This window comes from Streptomyces naganishii JCM 4654, from assembly GCF_014650575.1.
In the GTDB taxonomy this organism is placed as follows: domain Bacteria; phylum Actinomycetota; class Actinomycetes; order Streptomycetales; family Streptomycetaceae; genus Streptomyces; species Streptomyces naganishii.
The window spans coordinates 22,627-42,445 of record NZ_BMVF01000019.1; the positions used below are offsets into that span (position 1 = coordinate 22,627).

General features: G+C 71.9%; 13 protein-coding genes. 4 read left to right on the plus strand and 9 right to left on the minus strand.

Annotation, left to right across the window (positions count from 1 at the left end; translation table 11 throughout):
- Positions 1-353 precede the first annotated feature (353 nt).
- Positions 354-1,985, minus strand: a complete 1,632-nt coding sequence (gene pruA, locus IE217_RS27850; protein ID WP_190180718.1) for an L-glutamate gamma-semialdehyde dehydrogenase — start codon at positions 1,983-1,985, stop codon at positions 354-356.
- Between the two features lie 64 nt (positions 1,986-2,049).
- On the minus strand, positions 2,050-2,976 hold the full coding sequence (locus tag IE217_RS27855; RefSeq protein ID WP_190180719.1) for a proline dehydrogenase family protein: 927 nt from the start codon (positions 2,974-2,976) through the stop codon (positions 2,050-2,052).
- A 181-nt stretch (positions 2,977-3,157) separates the two neighbouring features.
- Between IE217_RS27855 and IE217_RS27860 the strand changes: the two genes are divergently transcribed.
- Positions 3,158-4,342: a PucR family transcriptional regulator gene (locus IE217_RS27860; protein ID WP_190180720.1), complete on the plus strand. Its 1,185-nt coding sequence runs from the start codon at positions 3,158-3,160 to the stop codon at positions 4,340-4,342.
- Here IE217_RS27860 and IE217_RS27865 read toward each other — a convergent pair.
- A complete protein-coding gene (locus tag IE217_RS27865; protein ID WP_190180721.1) occupies positions 4,339-4,941 on the minus strand; it encodes a TetR/AcrR family transcriptional regulator in 603 nt (200 codons plus the stop codon). The two genes, IE217_RS27860 and IE217_RS27865, sit on opposite strands and share 4 nt — an antisense overlap.
- A gap of 123 nt (positions 4,942-5,064) precedes the next feature.
- Here IE217_RS27865 and IE217_RS27870 point away from each other — a divergent pair, with 123 nt between their 5' ends.
- Entirely contained in the window at positions 5,065-6,690 is a 1,626-nt protein-coding gene (locus IE217_RS27870; protein WP_190180722.1) for an MFS transporter, read from the plus strand.
- Positions 6,691-6,873: 183 nt separating this feature from the next.
- Here the strand turns inward: IE217_RS27870 and serA are convergent, their stop codons facing one another.
- The 6 genes from serA to IE217_RS27905 form a co-directional block, all read right to left on the minus strand.
- Positions 6,874-8,463: a phosphoglycerate dehydrogenase gene (gene serA, locus IE217_RS27875; RefSeq protein WP_190180723.1), complete on the minus strand. Its 1,590-nt coding sequence runs from the start codon at positions 8,461-8,463 to the stop codon at positions 6,874-6,876.
- Positions 8,464-8,738: 275 nt separating this feature from the next.
- Positions 8,739-9,737 carry a ketol-acid reductoisomerase gene (gene ilvC / locus IE217_RS27880; protein ID WP_190180724.1) on the minus strand — a complete coding sequence of 333 codons (999 nt, stop codon included), beginning with the start codon at positions 9,735-9,737 and terminating at the stop codon, positions 8,739-8,741.
- Between the two features lie 119 nt (positions 9,738-9,856).
- Positions 9,857-10,384 (minus strand): acetolactate synthase small subunit, encoded by a 528-nt coding sequence (gene ilvN, locus IE217_RS27885; protein ID WP_190180725.1) that lies wholly within the window; start codon positions 10,382-10,384, stop codon positions 9,857-9,859.
- A gap of 42 nt (positions 10,385-10,426) precedes the next feature.
- Entirely contained in the window at positions 10,427-12,277 is a 1,851-nt protein-coding gene (locus IE217_RS27890; protein WP_190180726.1) for an acetolactate synthase large subunit, read from the minus strand.
- A 243-nt stretch (positions 12,278-12,520) separates the two neighbouring features.
- Positions 12,521-16,081, minus strand: coding sequence for a putative bifunctional diguanylate cyclase/phosphodiesterase (locus IE217_RS34940; protein WP_229865653.1), 3,561 nt, complete (start codon positions 16,079-16,081; stop codon positions 12,521-12,523).
- Positions 16,082-16,462: 381 nt separating this feature from the next.
- Positions 16,463-17,425, minus strand: a complete 963-nt coding sequence (locus IE217_RS27905) for a 2-hydroxyacid dehydrogenase (RefSeq protein WP_190180727.1) — start codon at positions 17,423-17,425, stop codon at positions 16,463-16,465.
- A 78-nt stretch (positions 17,426-17,503) separates the two neighbouring features.
- Between IE217_RS27905 and IE217_RS27910 the strand changes: the two genes are divergently transcribed.
- Together IE217_RS27910 and IE217_RS27915 are read left to right on the plus strand one after the other, a co-directional pair.
- Positions 17,504-18,502 (plus strand): aldo/keto reductase, encoded by a 999-nt coding sequence (locus IE217_RS27910; RefSeq protein ID WP_190180728.1) that lies wholly within the window; start codon positions 17,504-17,506, stop codon positions 18,500-18,502.
- 142 nt (positions 18,503-18,644) lie between these two features.
- The gene (locus tag IE217_RS27915; protein ID WP_190180729.1) at positions 18,645-19,814 is read left to right on the plus strand and encodes a PQQ-dependent sugar dehydrogenase; all 1,170 of its coding nucleotides are present in this window, start codon (positions 18,645-18,647) and stop codon (positions 19,812-19,814) included.
- The last annotated feature ends 5 nt before the right edge of the window (positions 19,815-19,819 follow it).

The following is a 19,819-nucleotide window of genomic DNA, read 5'->3' on the forward strand; positions in this document are numbered from 1 at the left end:
AAGCGGGGCGGGGGCGCGCCGCAGGGGTGACCTGCGCGGGGCCCGGCTCACGACCGCCATGCGCTGGATCGAGCGAGGCGTTCGGCTCCTACAAAAGTAGGCGAGGACGGGGTATCTGTCTCCACAATTACTCGGACTTCCTACTATCTGAGACGGCGACACGGCCCACCCCGCCCTGACCTGCGGTTTCCTACCGGGCCCCGGCCATGGTCCGGCCGCCGATCCCGCCGCGCCGGGGGAGAGTGCGCCCGCCCGGACCGCCCTCGGGTGCCGCCTCGCGGGGGCATGGGAACGGGCCGGGAAGCCTGCTCGGGGGTCAGGCTTCCCGGCCCGTGCTGCGGGGCGGGCCGGGCTCAGCCCATGTGCGGGTAGCCGTACTCGGTCGGCGGGACCAGGGTCTCCTTGATGGCGCGGGTCAGGGTCCAGCGCATCAGGTTCTGCGGGGCGCCGGCCTTGTCGTTGGTGCCGGAGGCGCGGCCGCCGCCGAAGGGCTGCTGGCCGACCACGGCGCCGGTCGACTTGTCGTTGATGTAGAAGTTGCCGGCCGCGTAGCGCAGCTTCTCCATCGTGTACGCCGCCGCCGCGCGGTCATTGGCGATGACCGAGCCGGTCAGGGCGTAGTCCGACACCGACTCCATCTGGGTCAGCATCTCCTCGTAGTGGTCGTCCTCGTAGACGTGCACGGCGAGGATCGGGCCGAAGTACTCGGTGCGGAACACCTCGTTCTCCGGGTCGGAGCACTCGACGACGGTCGGGCGGACGAAGTAGCCGACCGAGTCGTCGTAGGTGCCGCCCGCGACGATCGTGCAGGCCGGGTCCTCCTTGGCCCGGTCGATCGCGGCCTTGTTCTTGGCGAAGGAACGCTCGTCGATGACCGCGCCGATGAAGTTCGACAGGTCGGTGACGTCACCCATGGCGATGCCGTCGACCTCGGCCGCGAACTCCTCCTTGAAACCGGAGTTCCAGATGGAGGCCGGGATGTACGCCCGGGAGGTGGCCGAGCACTTCTGGCCCTGGTACTCGAAGGCGCCGCGGGTCAGCGCGGTCTTGAGCACCGCGCGGTCGGCGCTCGGGTGGGCCACCACGAAGTCCTTGCCGCCGGTCTCGCCGACCAGGCGCGGGTAGGAGCGGTACTTCTCGATGTTGTTGCCGACCGTCTTCCACAGGTACTGGAAGGTCTTGGTCGAACCGGTGAAGTGGATGCCCGCCAGCTCGCGGTGGTTCAGGGCGACCTCGGAGACCGCGATGCCGTCACCGGTGAGGAGGTTGATGACACCCTTGGGCAGGCCGGCCTCCTCCAGCAGCTTCATGAGCAGCACGGCCGCGTGGGTCTGGGTCGGGGACGGCTTCCAGATCACCACGTTGCCCATCAGGGCCGGCGCGGTGGGCAGGTTGGCGGCGATCGCCGAGAAGTTGAACGGGGTGATCGCGTAGACGAAGCCCTCCAGCGGGCGGTGGTCCATGCGGTTCCACACGCCCGGGGAGTTGGCCGGGGGCTGCTCGGCCAGGATCTGGCGGGCGTAGTGGACGTTGAACCGCCAGAAGTCGACCAGCTCGCAGGGGCTGTCGATCTCGGCCTGCTGAGCGGTCTTGGACTGGCCCAGCATGGTGGAGGCGGCGATGGTCTCGCGCCAGGGGCCGGCCAGCAGCTCGGCGGCGCGCAGGATGATCGCGGCGCGGTCGTCGAAGGACATCGCGCGCCAGGCCGGGGCGGCGGCGAGGGCCGCGTCGATGGCGTCCTGTGCGTCCTGCTCCGTGGCGTTGCGGTACGTGCCGAGGACCGCCTTGTGGTTGTGCGGCTGGACGACCTCGAAGGCCTCGCCGCCGCCCATGCGCTTGTCACCGCCGATGGTGCAGGGCAGGTCCACGGGGTTCTCGGCGAGCTCCTTGAGCTTCGCCTCCAGACGGGCGCGTTCGGGGGAACCGGGGGCGTAGCCGTGCACCGGCTCGTTGACGGGGGTGGGGACCTGGGTCACAGCGTCCATGGGTTCCGTAACTCCTTGACTTGAGCGGTGTTGCGAGCGGGGGCGTGGCTCGAGCGGGGCGGGCTCAGCCCTTGCTGACCATCGAGCGGAGGAAGAAGCGCAGGTTCGCCGGCTTCTCCGCCAGGCGGCGCATGAAGTAGCCGTACCAGTCGGTGCCGTAGGCGGTGTAGACGCGCATGCGGTGGCCCTCGGCGGCCAGCCGCAGGTGCTCCTCGCCGCGGATGCCGAACAGCATCTGGAACTCGTACTCGTCCAGCTTGCGCCCGGAGGTCCGCGCCAGCTCCTGGGCGATGGAGATCAGCCGCGGGTCGTGCGAGCCGACCATCGGGTACCCGTCGCCCTCCATGAGGGTGCGCAGGATCCGGACGTACGCCTTGTCGATCTCGTGCTTGTTCTGGTACGCGACCTCGGCGGGCTCCTTGTAGGCGCCCTTGACCAGGCGGACCCGGCTGCCGCTCGCGGCAAGACGGACGGCGTCGGCCTCGGTGCGGAAGAGGTAGGCCTGGATGACGCAGCCGGTCTGCGGGAAGTCCTCGCGCAGCTCCTCGTGGATGGCGAACATCGAGTCGAGGGTGGTGTGGTCCTCCGCGTCCAGGGTGACCGTGGTGCCGATCGCGGCGGCGGCCTCGACGACCGGGCGGACGTTGGCGAGCGCCAGCTCGTGGCCGCCGGGCAGCGCCTGGCCGAACATCGACAGCTTCACCGACATCTCGACCTTCGGGCCGAGCTCGAGCTCCTTGATCCGGTCGATCAGGCGCAGGTAGGCGTCGCGGGCGGCCTCGGCCTGCTCGGGGGAGGTGATGTCCTCGCCGACCACGTCCATGGTCAGCTCCAGGCCCCTGCCGGTCAGGTCCTCGATGACGGGGACGATGTCATCCACGGTCTCGCCGGGGATGAAGCGGTCGACGACCTGCTTGGTGACCGGCGCCGCCGAGATCAGGCGTCGCATCCGGTCGCTGCGCGACGCGGCGAGAATCACGGGACCCAGCACGGGGCACCTCCACAGGCAAGCAACAGACGGCCGAAACCCGACCATTCGGGGACGGCACGGAGAACCACCGTGAAACCTAAGGATCCCTGCGATCGTCTGCCATCGACAGCTGTCACGCATCCGTGCACTGGATCTCAGACAGATGTATGAAGCGCCTGCGAAAATGCGGGAGAATGCCTGAGTGACGCCGGATTACAAGGGTGACTACCAGGAGCTGGTCGACGAGATCTCGGAGCTGCTCGGCGCGCCGGCCACCCTGGAGAACCGGAACTTCGAGCTGATCGCCTTCGGCGCCTACGACGTCGAGGGCGACCTGGACCCGTCGGCCCTGGACCCGGTGCGCACCCGCTCGATCCTCACCCGCCGCTCCACTGCCGCGGTGCGCCACTGGTTCGAGGGCTTCGGCATCACCCGCGCGACCGGGCCGGTGCGCATCCCGCCCACCCCGGAGGCGGGCGTGTACCGGGGCCGGATCTGCCTTCCGGTACGCCATCGGGGCGTCGTCCTCGGCTACGTCTGGCTGCTGGACTACGACCCCGGGCCCAGCGAGCAGCAGCTGGCCGCCGCCATGCGGGTGACCGGGCGGATCGGTGCGCTGCTGGCGGACGAGGCGCAGCACGGCGCGGATCTGACCCGGGAGCTGCGGGCGGTGCTGACCGCCGAGCCCGGCTGGCAGCGGGACATGGCGGTGGCCGAGCTGCGGACGGCCCTCGGGGTGCGGGCGGACGGACCGCACACGGTGGTGTGCGTGGCGCCGTGGCCCTCGGCCGACCCCGAGGACGCGCCGTCGGTGCGCACCCTGCCGGGCGCGACGGCGCTGTGCATGGTGCCCTGGGGCACGGCGGAGCACTGCCTGGCGGTGCTGGTGCGGCTGCGCTCGACGGACACGCCGACCCCGGCGGTGTCGGCGGCGACGCGGCTGCTGGACCGGGCGGGCGCCGGCGGTGGGGGCGCCCGCGTGGCCGCCGGGGTGGCCGGCGCGCGGCTGGGGCTGGCCCAGCTCGGGACCGCGTGGACGGAGGCGGTGGCCGCCGCGCGGGCGGCGGCGGCGGAGCCGCGCCTCGGGCCCGTGGCCCAGTGGGCCTCGATCGGCCCGTTCCGCCTGCTGACCGCGCTGCCCGCGCGGGCCGCGCACGACCCGGCGGTGGGCGTCCTGCTCTCCCCCGCCCACCGGGAGCTCGCCCGCACCGCCGAGGTGTACCTCGACTGCGCGGGCCAGGCCGGCCGCACCGCCGCCGAGCTGGGGATCCACCGCCAGACCCTGTACTACCGCCTGTCCCGGGTGGAGCAGCTGACCGGCCTGGACCTCGACGACGGCGAGGACCGCCTGCTGCTGCACATGGCCCTCAAGGCGGCCCGGCTCTAGGCTTCCCGGCCGCTTTCCCGGACCCCCGCGATCACCCGGCGCAGACCCTCGGTGAGCTGGTCCGCGCCGGTCGCGGAGTCCGGGTCGAACAGCCACTGGACCATCAGCCCCTGGAGCAGGGTCTGGTAGAGCCTGCCCTCGGTGTCGACGGCCTCCTTGCCGAGGTCGGCCTCGGGGACGTCGCTGAACAGGGGGATCAGCCCGGAGCGCCCCTCCTCCTGGGCCTCGACCAGCAGCTTGCGCACCTCGGGGAGCCGGTCGCCCTGGAGGATCAGCTCGAAGCTGATCAGCCACACGGCCCGCGACTCGGGCAGGGAGCGGATGACGTTCGCCCAGACCTCCTGGAAGCGCTCCAGCGAGCCGGCGGGCGTCTCGGTTCTGCCGCCCGCCCCCCAGCCCGGGTCGAAGCGGTCGCCCATCTCCTCGATCAGCGCGACGTACGCCTTCACGAGCAGGGCGTCCTTCGAGCCGTAGTGGTAGCCGATCGAGGCGAGGTTGGTCCCCGACTCCTTGACGATGTCGCGCGCGGTGGTGCGTACGAACCCCTTCCGCAGCAGGCAGCGCTTGGCGCCCTCGAGCAGGTCCTCCCGGTGTCCCATGACGCCCACCCTACCCGCGATCCATACAGCCGTCCTAGACGGCTGACTTATACGCATGTCTTACACGAGCGACTTATACGAGTGTCCTAGACAAGCGTTTAAGACGCCCGTACAGTCCTCGGCATGACGAACTCACCCCGCACCACCACGACTTCGGCCGCGCCCCCGGCGCGCGCCGGCCGCCGCGAATGGACCGCGCTCGGCGTGCTGATGCTGCCGCTGCTGCTGGTCTCGATGGACGTCTCGGTCCTCTACTTCGCCATTCCGGCGATCAGCGCGGACCTCAGGCCGAGCGGCACCCAGCAGCTGTGGATCTTCGACATCTACGCCTTCGTGCTGGCGGGCCTGCTGATGACCATGGGCGCGCTCGGTGACCGCGTCGGCCGCCGCAGGCTGCTCCTGTTCGGGGCCGCCGCCTTCGGCGCCGCCTCCCTGGTCGCCGCGTACGCGAACAGCCCGGAAACCCTCATCGCCGCCCGCGCGGTCCTCGGCATCGGCGGCGCGACCCTGATGCCCTCGACCATGGCGCTGGTCCGCACCCTGTTCACCGACCCCGCCCAGCGGGCGAAGGCGATCGGCGTCTGGTCCGGCGTGATGACCGGCGGCATCGCGCTCGGCTCGGTGCTCAGCGGTGTCCTGGTGCAGTACTTCTGGTGGGGCTCGGTCTTCCTGGTCAACCTGCCCGCGATGGCCCTGCTGCTGGTGCTCGGCCCGGTCCTGCTGCCGGAGTCGAAGAACCCCGGGCCCGGCCGCTTCGACCTGCTCGGCGTCCCGCTGTCGATGGCCGCGGTGCTCCCCGTCGTCTACGGCCTGAAGGAGATCCCCTCCGAGGGCTGGCACCCGCTCTACGTCGTCTGTGTCACCGTCGGCCTGCTCTTCGCCGCCCTGTTCGTGCACCGCCAGCGCACCGCGGCCTCGCCGATGATCCCGCCGGCCCTGTTCCGCGGCCGGGGCTTCGCCCCCGCGGTGGTCCTGAACCTGGTGTCCGCGTTCGCGATGATGGGCTCCGCCTTCTTCACCACGCAGTACCTGCAGTCGGTGCTCGGCAAGAGCGCGATGGAGGCGGCCCTGTGGTCGCTGCTGCCCTCGGTGCCGATCGGCATGGCCGCCCCGCTGGCGGCCGCGCTGGTGCGCAAGGGCGTCGAGCGGGCGTACGTCGTCACGGCGGGCTTCGCGATCGCCGCGGGCGGCTACGGGATGCTGGCCCTGGCCGACACGGACTCGCTGTGGCTGGTGCTGACCGCGTGCGCGGTCCTCGCCTCGGGGATCGTGATGGTCATGTCCCAGATGACGGACCTGGCCCTGAGCGCGGCCCCGGTGGAACGCGCGGGCACGGCCTCCTCACTGCTGGAGACCGGCTCGGAATTCGGCGGCGCGCTGGGGATGGCGGTGCTGGGCTCGATCGGTACGGCGCTCTACCGCCACGGCATCCCGGCGAGCGCCCCGGCCCCGGCCCACGAGACCCTCGGCGGCGCGCTGGCGGTGGCCCGGCACCTTCCGGGGCGCACGGGAGACGCCCTGGTGGCGACGGCACGGGAGGCCTTCACCCACGGCATGGAGGGCGCGGGCGTCGCGGGAGCGGTGGTACTGGCCCTGGCGGCGGTGGGCGCGGCGACGACGCTGCGTGGAGAACGCCGGACAAGCCCGGTCAGCCCGTCCGGCGTTCGAGGAGGAGGCCGTTCAGGCCGGAGCGGGGATCCGGTGGCTACGGCCCCCGGCCCGGCCGGCCTCAACGGCGCTCACGACTAGGGCCTCTCTTCCGGATCTTGCCGCCGGTCGCGGTGGCTGGCACGCACATCTGCGGCGTTGTCGTCGGTCGCCGACGCTCCGCGTCGACTCCCTCCTCCGCCTTGCATCTGCACGCACCAGCCACCGCTCGGGTCTGCCGGGAGGCGAGGCGGCTCGGAGCCGGCCTGATCCGGAAGAAAGGCCCTAGACCAGGTTCACCGACCGGGCGGAGGTCGCGCCGATCTCGGCGGCGACCTCCGCGAGGACGTTGGCGGGCACCGTGTCGTCCACCGTCAGGACGGCCAGTGCCTCCCCGCCCGCGGCGGCCCGCGCGACCTGCATCCCCGCGATGTTGATGCCGGCCTCGCCGATGACCCGGCCGACCGTGCCGACCACGCCGGGACGGTCCTCGTAGCGCAGGACGACCATGTGGTCGGCGAGCGCGAGGTCGACGTCGTAGTCACCGACCGCGACGATCTTCTGGACGTGCTTGGGGCCGGCCAGCGTGCCGGAGACCGAGACCTCCTGGCCGTCGGCGAGGGTGCCGCGGACGGTGACGACGTTGCGGTGGTCGGCCGACTCGGAGCTGGTGGTCAGGCGGACCTCGACGCCGCGCTCCTGGGCGAACAGGGGGGCGTTGACGTAGGAGACCGTCTCGTCGACGACGTCCTCGAAGACGCCCTTGAGCGCGGAGAGCTCGAGCACCTTCACGTCGTGCTGGGTGATCTCGCCGTAGACCTCGACGTCGAGGCGGACGGCGACCTCGCCCGCGAGGGCGGTGAAGATGCGGCCGAGGCGCTCGGCGAGCGGCAGGCCCGGCTTGACGTCCTCGGCGATGACACCGCCCTGGACGTTGACCGCGTCCGGCACCAGCTCGCCGGCGAGGGCCAGGCGCACCGAGCGGGCGACGGCGATGCCGGCCTTCTCCTGGGCCTCGTCGGTGGAGGCGCCCAGGTGCGGGGTGCAGACGACCTGGTCGAACTCGAACAGCGGGGAGTCGGTGCACGGCTCCTTCGCGTACACGTCCAGGCCGGCGCCGGCGACGCGGCCCTCCTTGAGCGCCGAGTACAGCGCCTCCTCGTCGACGATGCCGCCGCGCGCGGCGTTGACGATGCGCACGCTCGGCTTGACCTTGCGCAGCGCCTCGTCGCCGATCAGGCCGAGGGTCTCGGGGGTCTTGGGCAGGTGGACGGTGATGAAGTCGGAGACCTCGAGCAGCTCGTCCAGGGTCAGCACCTTGACGCCCATCTGCGCGGCCCGCGCGGGCTGGACGTAGGGGTCGTAGGCGACGACCTTCATGCCGAAGGCGGACATGCGCTGGGCGACGAGGGCGCCGATGCGGCCGAGGCCGACCACGCCGAGCGTCTTCTCGGCCAGCTCCACGCCGGTGTACTTGCTGCGCTTCCACTCGGCGTTCTTCAGCGCCGCGTTGGCCTGCGGGATGTTGCGGGCGGTGGCGAGGATGAGACCGCAGGCCAGCTCGGCGGCGGTCACGATGTTGGAGGTCGGGGCGTTGACGACCATCACGCCGGCCTTGGTGGCGGCGGAGACGTCGACGTTGTCCAGGCCGACGCCGGCCCGGGCGACGACCTTGAGCCGCTTCGCGGCGGCGATGGCCTCGGCGTCGACCTTGGTGGCCGAGCGGATGAGGATCGCGTCCACGTCGGCGATGGCGGGGAGCAGTTCGGCGCGGTCGGCGCCGTTGCAGTGCCGGATCTCGAAGTCCGGGCCGAGCGCGTCGACGGTCGCGGGCGACAGCTCTTCAGCGATGAGTACGACGGGTTTCGAGCTCACGTGAGTCCTCACAAGTCCAATGCGGACGGCCGTCCCGACGGCCGCTGGCGGAGGGGTGCTAGCCGCGTGGAAGACGCACGACGCTGTGGGCCTGACGCGTTGTTGTGCAGCAGTCTAGTGGCGTCGCGACCGCCGTATTGCGCCGCTGCGGAAGGATCACCCGTCCGTGGCTGGACGGGGTGGACAACGCCGCGAATCCACCGTGAACTCCGACGTTACCCCGGGTTCGCCGAAGAGGCCGGGGCGTTCCCGCACCCGGCCTCCTGGCGTGAGGACTACGCCTCCTCGTTGACCCAGCTCATGAGCTTGCGCAGCTCCTTGCCGGTGGTCTCCAGCAGGTGCTCGGAGTCCTGCTGCTTGTACTCGTTGTACTTCTTCAGACCGCCGTGGTACTCGTCCATCCAGTTGCGGGCGAAGGAGCCGTCCTGGATCTCGGCGAGGACCTGCTTCATCTCGGCCTTGGTGGCGTCGGTGATGATGCGCGGGCCGGTGACGTAGTCGCCCCACTCGGCGGTCTCGGAGATGGACCAGCGCATCTTCTCCAGGCCGCCCTCGTACATGAGGTCCACGATCAGCTTCAGCTCGTGCAGGCACTCGAAGTAGGCGATCTCCGGCTGGTAGCCCGCCTCGACGAGGGTCTCGAAGCCCGCCTTGACCAGCGCGGCGGTGCCGCCGCACAGCACGGCCTGCTCGCCGAACAGGTCGGTCTCGGTCTCCTCGGTGAAGGTGGTCTTGATGACGCCGGCCCGGGTGCCGCCGATGCCCTTGGCGTACGACAGGGCCAGCGCGAAGGCGTCCCCGGAGGCGTCCTGCTCGACGGCCACGATGCACGGGACGCCGCGGCCCTCCTCGTACTGACGGCGCACCAGGTGGCCCGGGCCCTTGGGGGCGACCATGCAGACGTCCACGCCGGCCGGGGGCTTGATGAAACCGAAGCGGATGTTGAAGCCGTGGCCGAAGAACAGCGCGTCGCCGTCCTTCAGGTTCGGGGCGATGGACTCCTCGTAGACCTGGGACTGGATCGGGTCCGGCACCAGGATCATGATGACGTCGGCCTCGGCGGCGGCCTCGGAGGGCGTCACCACGCGCAGGCCCTGCTCCTCGGCCTTGGCCCGGGACTTGGAGGCCTCGGGCAGACCGACCCGCACGTCGACACCGGAGTCGCGCAGCGACAGCGCGTGGGCGTGGCCCTGGCTGCCGTAGCCGATGACCGCGACCTTGCGGCCCTGGATGATGGACAGGTCGGCGTCAGCGTCGTAGAACAGCTCGGCCACTTTGGGTTCTCTCCTTGGTGTGCGGGTTGTGCGTCCCACCGTATGCCGGTGAGGGGAAGGGAAGTTTCGGGGTCTCGGCATACGGGCGGCCGGTGTCACCCGGCCGCCCGAACGCGCCGCTACGCCGAACGGTCGAGGGCGCGCAGCGACCGGTCGGTGATCGAACGGGCGCCGCGGCCGATCGCGATCGTGCCGGACTGGACCAGCTCCTTGACGCCGAACGGCTCGAGCATCTTGAGCATGGCCGAGAGCTTGTCGCTGCTGCCGGTGGCCTCGATGGTCACCGCCTCCGGGGAGACGTCGACGGTCTTGGCGCGGAACAACTGGACGATCTCGACGATCTGGGAGCGGGTCTCGTTGTCGGCGCGCACCTTCACCAGGACGAGTTCGCGCTGCACGGCCTGCGAGGGCTCCAGCTCGACGATCTTGAGCACGTTGACGAGCTTGTTGAGCTGCTTGGTCACCTGTTCCAGCGGCAGGTCCTCGACGCTGACCACGATGGTGATGCGGGAGATGTCGGGGTGCTCGGTGACGCCGACCGCGAGCGAGTCGATGTTGAACCCGCGGCGGGAGAACAGGGCGGCGATCCGGGCGAGGATGCCGGGGGTGTTCTCGACCAGGACCGAGAGCGTGTGCTTGGTGGACATGACGGTCGTACCTTCCTGAAGTCCTCGGGGGTCCCGGCGCTCTCAGTCGTCCTCGTTGTCGCCGAAGTCGGGGCGGACGTCCCGGGCGGCCATGATCTCGTCGTTGGAGGTGCCGGCGGCGACCATCGGCCACACCATGGCGTCCTCGTGGACGATGAAGTCGACGACGACCGGGCGGTCGTTGACCGAGTTCGCCTCCTCGATGACCTTGTCCAGGTCGTCCGGGGACTCGCAGCGGATGGCGTAGCAGCCCATGGCCTCCGACAGCTTCACGAAGTCGGGGACGCGGGTGCCGGCGCTCGGCCCCTTGGGCTCGGCGCCCGGCCCGGAGTGCAGCACCGTGTTGCTGTAGCGCTGGTTGTAGAACAGGGTCTGCCACTGGCGGACCATCCCCAGGGCGCCGTTGTTGATGATGGCGACCTTGATCGGGATGTTGTTCAGGGCGCAGGTGGTGAGCTCCTGGTTGGTCATCTGGAAGCAGCCGTCGCCGTCGATCGCCCAGACCGTACGGCCGGGCTGCCCCGCCTTGGCGCCCATCGCGGCCGGGACCGCGTAGCCCATCGTTCCGGCGCCGCCGGAGTTCAGCCAGGTGGCGGGCTGCTCGTACTGGACGAAGTGCGCCGCCCACATCTGGTGCTGGCCGACGCCCGCCGCGAAGATCGTGCCCTCGGGGGCGAGCTGCCCGATCCGCTGGATGACCTGCTGCGGGGACAGGGAGCCGTCCTCCGGCTGGTCGTAGCCGAGCGGGTAGGTGTCGCGCCAGCGGCTGAGGTCCTTCCACCAGGCGGTGTAGTCGCCCTTGTGGCCCTCGCTGTGCTCCTTCTGGACGGCCTGGATGAGGTCGGCGAGGACCTCGCGGGCGTCTCCGACGATCGGCACGTCGGCAGCGCGGTTCTTGCCGATCTCGGCCGGGTCGATGTCGGCGTGGACGATCTTGGCGTACGGGGCGAAGCTGTCCAGCTTGCCGGTGACGCGGTCGTCGAAGCGGGCTCCGAGGGCGACGATCAGGTCGGCCTTCTGCAGCGCGGTGACGGCGGTGACCGCACCGTGCATGCCCGGCATTCCCACGTGCAGCGGGTGGCTGTCGGGGAATGCGCCGAGCGCCATCAGTGTGGTGGTGACGGGCGCTCCGGTGAGTTCCGCGAGGACCTTCAGCTCGGCGGTGGCGCCGGCCTTGATCACGCCGCCGCCGACGTAGAGGACGGGGCGGCGGGCGGAGGTGATGAGCTTGGCCGCCTCGCGGATCTGCTTGGCGTGCGGCTTGGTGACGGGCCGGTAGCCCGGCAGGTCCATCACCGGCGGCCAGGAGAAGGTGGTCCTCGCCTGGAGGGCGTCCTTGGCGATGTCGACCAGGACCGGGCCGGGGCGGCCGGTGGAGGCGATGTGGAACGCCTGCGCGATCACCCGCGGGATGTCCTCGGCCTTGGTGACCAGGAAGTTGTGCTTGGTGATCGGCATGGTGATGCCGACGATGTCCGCCTCCTGGAAGGCGTCCGTGCCGATCGAGGAGGACGCCACCTGGCCGGTGATCGCGACCAGCGGGACGGAGTCCATGTGGGCGTCGGCGATCGGGGTGACCAGGTTGGTGGCGCCGGGGCCCGAGGTGGCCATGCAGACGCCGACCTTGCCGGTGGCCTGCGCGTAGCCGGTGGCGGCGTGGCCGGCGCCCTGCTCGTGCCGGACCAGCACGTGGCGCACCCGCGTGGAGTCCATCAGGGGGTCGTACGCCGGAAGGATCGCACCACCGGGAATGCCGAATACGGTGTCGGCGCCGACCTCCTCGAGAGAGCGAATGAGGGACTGCGCACCCGTGACGTGCTCGGGAGCGGACTGGTGTCCTCCGGATCGGGGCCGCGGCTGCGGGTGATGGGCCCCGGTGGCCTGCTCGGTCATCGGCATTCTCTTCTCGATGCTGAGGGTTTTTGCGAGGTTTGTGCGGTGTGCGATTGCCGCTCGGGGGTGCCCGTGCAACAAAAAACCCCTCGTGCCGTAAGGCAAGCGAGGGGAGCGCGCCGGTGAGGGTCGCTGGGGATTCCGGATGTCATCCGGTGGGGTCCCAGCTCAGCCGACGCGCTGTCCAAGTACGAGAATTCGGGTGCGCATGGAACTGACCCTCCCCCCGGCGCGCACTCACTGTCAAGTGGGTGGGACGGGAGTCTCACCATGTGAGCGCAGCGCCGTCCCGCCGCCGATGACGGCGGTCACGCCGGCCGACGAGATGCCGCCGGCGGAGACCGCCTGGGTGTAGACCCCGGCGCCGCCCCCGGCGAAGGCCGGTTCGACCGGTCCGTGCGGCACCGGGTAGTGGCCGGAAGTGAGCGCCCGGCGCAGCCGGTACTCGTCCAGCGGGCCGGCGAAGGCCATGCCCTGGCCGTGGGTGCAGCCCATCGCGCGCAGCGCGACGACCTGTTCCGGCAGGTCGACGCCGTCGGCCACGGACTGCATGCCGAGGTCGCCCGCGATGCGCAGCAGCCCGCTGGTGATCTTGTGCAGCCGGGGCGACTCGACGACGCCCTCGACCAGCGAGCGGTCGATCTTGAGCACGTCGGCGGGGAGCCTGCGAAGGGCCGCCAGCGCGCCGTGGCCGCTGCCGAAGCCGTCCAGCGCGACGCGTACGCCGAGCCTCCTGAGCGCGGCCAGGCGCCGCTCCAGTTCGTCCAGCGGGGCCCGCGGGTCGAGGTCGGCCAGTTCGAGCACCAGCGCCCCGGACGGCAGCCCGTGCCGGGTCAGCAGGGACTCGACGAAGCCGGGGGGCAGCGAGCGGTCCAGCAGCCGGCGCGCGCCCACCCGGACCACCACGGGGACGGTCAGGCCGGTCGCGGCGCGCTCGGCGGCCTGCTCGACGGCCTCCTCCAGCACCCAGCGGACCAGTTCGACCGTGCGGTCGCTGTCCTCGGCCACCCGCAGGAACTCGGCGGGCGTGAAGAGCACTCCCTGCGAGGAGCGCCAGCGCGCCTGGGCGGCGACCGATGCGATCCGGCCGCCGGACAGGCAGACCACCGGCTGGTGCAGCAGGGTGAACTCGCCGTGGTGCAGCGCGGACCGCAGCCGGGTGGCCAGCTCCGTCTTGCGTACGACGTCCTGCTGCATCTGGGGCTTGTAGAGCTCGACCCTGTCCTTGCCGGCCGCCTTGGCCCGGTACATGGCGAGGTCGGCGTTGCGCAGCAACTCCCCCGCGCCGAGGCCCGGTTCGGCGAACGCCACCCCGATGGACGCGGCGACGCGGACATCGTTGCCGTCGATGAGGTAGGGCTGCGAGAGGGTGAGCCTGAGGCGGTCGGCGAGCTCCAGGATGTGCCCCTCGCGGGCGGCGCGGTCGCGGTTGCCGTCCCCGACGATCAGGGCCGCGAACTCGTCGCCGCCCAGCCGGGAGGCGGTGTCCCCCTGCCGGACCGCCTCCTGGAGTCTGCGGGCGGCCTGGACGAGCAGTTCGTCCCCGGCCTGGTGCCCGATCGTGTCGTTGACGGCCTTGAAGCCGTCCAGGTCGATGAAGAGGACGGCCGTGCCGTGGTCGGTGCTGCGGCGGCCGGACAGAGCCTGCTGGACGCGTTTGGTGAACAGCGCGCGGTTGGGCAGGTCGGTGAGCGGGTCGTGCTCGGCGTTGTGCTGGAGCTGCGCCTGGAGGCGGACCCGCTCGGTGACGTCCCGGCTGTTGAAGATCAGGCCGCCGTGGTGGCGGTTGATGGTCGACTCCACGTTGAGCCAGCCGCCGTCGCCGGAGCGGAAGCGACACTCGATGCGGGTGGTCGGCTCCTCGTGCGGCCCGGCCACGAGGAAGCGGCGCACCTCGTGGACCACGCAGCCCAGGTCCTCCGGGTGGATGAGGGTGGCCAGCTCCCTGCCGACCAGTTCCTCCGCGGGCCGCCCGTACACCCCCGCAGCGGCCGGGGAGACGTATCTGAGGATGCCGTTGGGCGCGGCGATCATGATGACGTCCCTGGAGCCCTGCACCAGGGAACGGAAGTGGTTCTCCTGCTGGGCCAGTTCCTGGGCGAGGCCGATGTTGTCGAGCAGCATGATCCCCTGGCGCACCACGAGGGCCAGCACCACGGCGCCGGCGGTGATCAGCACCACGCGGTCCACGCTGTGGCCGTTGAGCACGTTGTAGAGGATTCCGAGGGTGCACACGGCGGCGGCCAGGTAGGGCGTGAGGGCGGCGAGCGATCCGGACACGGGGCGCCCGGCCGGGTACCGCTCGTGATCGCCGCCTTGCGGGACGGGGACAGGTGTCGGGTGGGGCGCTGTCCGGAGGCCGGCCGGGCGCTGCCCGGGGATCCGCTCGCGGTGGGCGCGGGCGTGCCCGTTCTCCTCGCCGGTGACGGTGGCGGCCTCGCGGAGGCCTGCCTCGTGACCGGCCGCTCCGTGACCGGCCGCTCCGTGACCGGCGTCCCCGCGAGCGGCGGGTTCGTGGCCGGCGGGTTCGTGGCCGGCCGGCCCGTGACCGGCGGGTTCGTAGGCGAACGGCTCGTGACCGCCCGCCCCGCGACCGAACGGCTGGTGGTCCAACGGCTCGTGGGCGAACAGCTGGTGGGTCAACGGCTCGTCGCCGAACGGCACTGGGCCGCGCGGCTCGTGGCCGTGCGGCTCGTGGCCCCGCGGCTCGTGGCCGTGTGGCTCGTGGCCGGACGCCTGCCGACCGCCCGGTCCTCGGCCGAACAGCGCTCGGCCGAACGCCCGCCGACCGCTCGGCCCGCGGCCGAACAGCACCCGGCCGAACGCCCCCCGGCCTCCAGGCTCGTGACCTCCAGGCTCGCGGACTCCCGGCTCGTGGCCGTGTGGTCCGGCGCCGGTCGTCGCGTGGCCGTCGGCCTCGTACCGGCACGGCCCGGCGTGTTCCGGGGGCGCGTCGGTGGGGTGTGGGGCGGCCCAGGGGGCGTAGGCCAGGAGGAGGGAGCCGGCGAACCAGCCCGCGTCGAGCAACTGGCCCGAGTGGTAGTTGTTGTGCAGCAGCGGCGAGGTGAACAGCGCGTCGCTGATCACGGTCAGGCCGAGCCCGCCGATCGCGGTGTTCACGGCGGTGCGGTTGACCGGTGAGCGCCGGAAGTGCAGGGCGAGCACCATGCTGACCAGGGCGATGTCCAGCAGCGGATAGGCGAGCGACAGCGCGGTGTGCGCGACGCTCGGGCCGTCGAACTTGGCCGCCTGGGCGAGGGCGATGCTCCACGACAGCGTGAGCAGCGAGCCCCCGATCAGCCAGGCGTCCAGCGCGAGGCACACCCAGCCCGCCCTGTTGGTGGGGCGCTTGGCGAGGACCAGGAGCCCGACGATGGCCGGCGGCGCGAAGCACAGGAAGAACAGGTCGGCGTAGCTGGGGCTGGGCACGGGGGTGCCGAGGACGACCTCGTACCACCCCCAGACCGCGTTGCCGAGGGCCGCCATCGCCGAGGACAGGGCGAACAGCAGCCAGGCGGTTCGAAAGCGGACCCGGCGGCTTCGCGCGTACAGGACGCATGAGACGGCCCCGGTGCCGGCCGCGAGGCTCAGCCCGAAGTCCCCCATGATCAGCGCGACCTCGTGCGAACCCCAGCCGCAGGCGGAACCGACGGCGTATCCCGCGCACACCAGGGCCAGCGCGAGCTGGGGAACCGCCCGCCGCCGGTCCGCGGCGGGCGCGGGCGCGAGCGGCCGCGCGTCGTGGCGAGGGCGCCCGCGCAGGCTTGTGCCCAGCGTGGTCACGGCGGGCGGGGGCGGGCTCACCGGTCCCTCCCGGTCCGCGCCGCCGGGTCCCGCGGGTCCCGGTGCGCCGTGTGCGCGTGGCTCCTGCGGCCGGTGGGCCTGCGGTGGTGGTGATGGTGATGGCTGTTGTGGTGGCCGCGTCTGCGCGCGGCAGTGCGCCAGGGCCTCCGGTGGCGGCCCCGCCGCGTCGGATCGTTCGTCCATAGGCCGTGCATCGCCTGTCGCCCCCCTCGCGGTCTGAAATGTCCGTCCCCGGCGCCGAACGGTCGCGGCGCAGCCCCTGTCGGGGACGATACACCAGTCTCGTCACTCAGGGACATAGTTCCTCTACGCTCCGTGACGACCAGCGCATATGCGGGTACGCCCCGCACATGCGGGATCGCGGTCCGTACCCGAAGCGGACTACACGCCTTCCGCGCCCGTCGTCAGAATCACGTTCGCGAGCGGCTCCTGGTTCACGAACCGGCGCAACTGGTCGGCCACCAGCCGCTTGGCGCGCGGCAGGAACGCGGACGTGGGGCCGCCGACGTGCGGGCTGATGAGCACGCCGGGCGCGTGCCACAAGGGGTGTCCCGGCGGCAGCGGCTCGGGGTCGGTGACGTCGAGGGCGGCGGTGAGCCGGCCGCTCTGCAGCTCGGTGAGCAGGGCGTCGGTGTCGACGACGGGTCCGCGGGCCACGTTCACGAGGAGCGCGCCGTCCTTCATGCGGGCGAGGAAGTCCGCGTTCGCCAGGCCCCTGGTGGCCTCCGTGAGGGGTGTGGAGAGGACGACGACGTCGGCCTGGGGCAGCAGGGAGGGCAGATCGGTGAGCGGATGCACCGGACCGCGCGCCGTGGTGCGCGGGGAGCGCGCCACGCGCGCCACCCGCGCGAGCTCGAAGGGCGCGAGCCGGTCCTCGACGGCGGCGCCGATGGCTCCGTAGCCGACGATGAGGACGCTCTTGTCGGCGAGGGCCGGGTGGAAGTCGCTCTTCCACTCCTCCCGCTGCTGGGCGCGGACGAAGCCGGGGATGCCGCGCAGGGAGGCGAGGATGAGGGCGAGCGCGAGTTCGGCGGTGCTCGCCTCGTGCACTCCGCGCGCGTTGCACAGCCGTACGCCGGGGACGATGTCGGACAGGTGCGCGGTGATGTCGTCGACGCCGGCCGTCAGGGTCTGGATGAGGCGGAGGTTGCGCATGTGCGCGAGGGGGCGCGTCTTGACGGGCTGCCGCTTCATGTAGGGCACCACGTACACGGCGCAGTCGGCGGGGTCGCCGGGGAACTCCTGGGCGCCGTCCGCCCCTCCGTCCCAGAAGAGGTAGTTCGGCCCGTCCACAAGCCCCTCGATCTCGTCCGGCGGGATGGGCAGCCACACGTCAGCAGTCATGGTCAGGAGGCTATGTCAGGGGCGCGGGCCGGCAGAGGTTAGGTTGGGGAGCCGCAGGCGAGGGAGGGTTACGGCGAGGTGGAGCGCAGGACGATCGGCGCGGCGGCACTCGCGGTGGGGGCCGTGGGACTCGGGTGCATGCCGATGAGCTGGGCGTACAGCACCTCGCGGCAGCGCGGTCCGGAGTCGCTGAGGGCGGTGCACCGGGCGCTGGACGCCGGCTGCACGCTTCTGGACACCGCGGACATGTACGGGCCGTTCACCAACGAGCTGCTGCTGGGGCGGGTGCTGAAGGAGCGGCGGTCCGACGCCTTCGTGTCCACCAAGGCCGGTCTGCTGGTGGGCGAGCAGCACATCGTGGCCAACGGCCGCCCCGGTTATGTGCAGCGGGCCTGCGACGCCTCGCTGCGGCGGCTCCAGACGGACGTGATCGACCTCTACCAGCTGCACCGCGCCGACCCGGAGGTCCCGGTGGAGGAGACCTGGGGGGCGATGGCGGAGCTGGTGCGGGCCGGGAAGGTGCGGGCCCTCGGGCTGTGCGCGGTGGGGGCGCGCGGGGGGCGCAGGGCGGGGGCGCGGCTGTACGACGGAACGATCCGGCAGTTGGAGCGAGTGCAACAGGTCTTCCCGGTGAGCGCGGTGCAGGCGGAGCTGTCGGTGTGGTCACCGGAGGCGCTGGAGACGCTGCTGCCCTGGTGCGAGGCGCGGGGCGTGGGGTTCCTGGCGGCGATGCCGCTCGGCAACGGCTTCCTCACCGGCACGCTCACGCCGGGCGAGGGCTTCGAGCCGGACGATCTGCGGGCCCGCCACCCCCGGTTCACCGCCGAGATGATGGCGGCGAACCAGCCGATCGTCGCCGGGCTGCGCCGGATAGCCGCGCGGCACGGCGAGGACGTCACGCCGGCCCAGGTGGCCCTGGCCTGGGCACTCGCCCAGGGACCCCACGTGGTTCCGGTGCCGGGCGCCAAGCGGGAACGCTGGGTCGTCGAGAACGCGGCGGCGGCGCGGCTGCGCCTGACGGCGCGGGACCTGGCGGAGGTGGCATCGCTCCCGGCGGCACAGGGGTCCTGGCACTGAGCGGAAGCCCGACGCCGGCAGCCGCCGGCGGGCGGGTCCGATCGGGGTGATCGGGAACTTACGGGGTGCGCGCGGGGTATGACAGGGAGGACCGCGTGCCGGCGGGCCGGGCAGGGCCCGCGACCGTCGAAGGGACAGGATCGTGCGACGTCGAGTGGGGACGGCCGTGTCGGCCGCCGCCGCGCTGCTGCTGGCGGCCGGCTGCTCCTCCGGTGGTGACGGGGGCGGGCCCGGCGGGACGGACAGCGCCGCTCCCGGCCGTACGAGCGCGCAGGCCCCGCCCTCCGGGGAGGCGTCCGGGCCAACCGTGCCGCCGGCCAAGGGATCGGTGAAGGTGCTGCGCACGGTCGCCGAGGGTCTGAACTCGCCCTGGGGGCTGGCCCCGCTGCCCGGCGGGGGGCTGCTGGTCTCCTCCCGGGACAAGGCGACGATCACCCGCGTCGACGAGAAGACGGGGAAGAAGACGGAGCTGGGCACGGTGTCCGGGGTGGCGCCCGAGGGCGAGGGCGGCCTGCTCGGCATCGCGCTCTCCCCGCGGTTCGCCTCCGACCACCTGATCTACGCCTACTTCACCTCCGCCTCGGACAACCGGATCGTCCGGATGCTGTACGACGGCAAGAAGCCGGCCGGGGAGCAACTGGGCGCGCCCGACACGGTGTTCAAGGGCATCCCCAAGGGCGTGATCCACAACGGCGGGCGGATCGCCTTCGGCCCGGACGGCATGCTGTACGCGGGCACGGGCGAGAGCGGCGAGCGGGGGCTCGCCCAGGACACCAAGTCCCTCGGCGGCAAGATCCTGCGGCTGACCCCGGAGGGCGAGCCCGCGCCCGGCGACCCGTTCCCCGGCTCGCCGGTCTACTCCTACGGGCACCGCAATGTGCAGGGCCTGGCCTGGGACGCCGGACAGCGCCTGTTCGCCTCGGAGTTCGGCCAGGACACCTGGGACGAGCTGAACGCGATCAAGCCGGGCGGCAACTACGGCTGGCCGGACGCGGAGGGCATGTCCAAGGATCCGAGGTTCGTGAACCCGATCGCCCAGTGGCACACCGACGAGGCCTCCCCCAGCGGGATCGCCTACGCCGAGGGCTCGGTCTGGATGGCCGCACTGAAGGGGCAGCGCCTGTGGCGCGTCCCCCTCAAGGGCACGACGGCGTCGGCACCGCCGCAGGCGTTCCTCACCGGGGTGTACGGCCGCCTGCGCACGGTCGTCTCCGCGGGCGGCGACAAGCTGTGGCTGGTCACCAGCAACACGGACGGCCGCGGCGACCCGAAGAAGGGGGACGACCGGATCCTGGAGCTGGAGGTGAGGTAGACGTC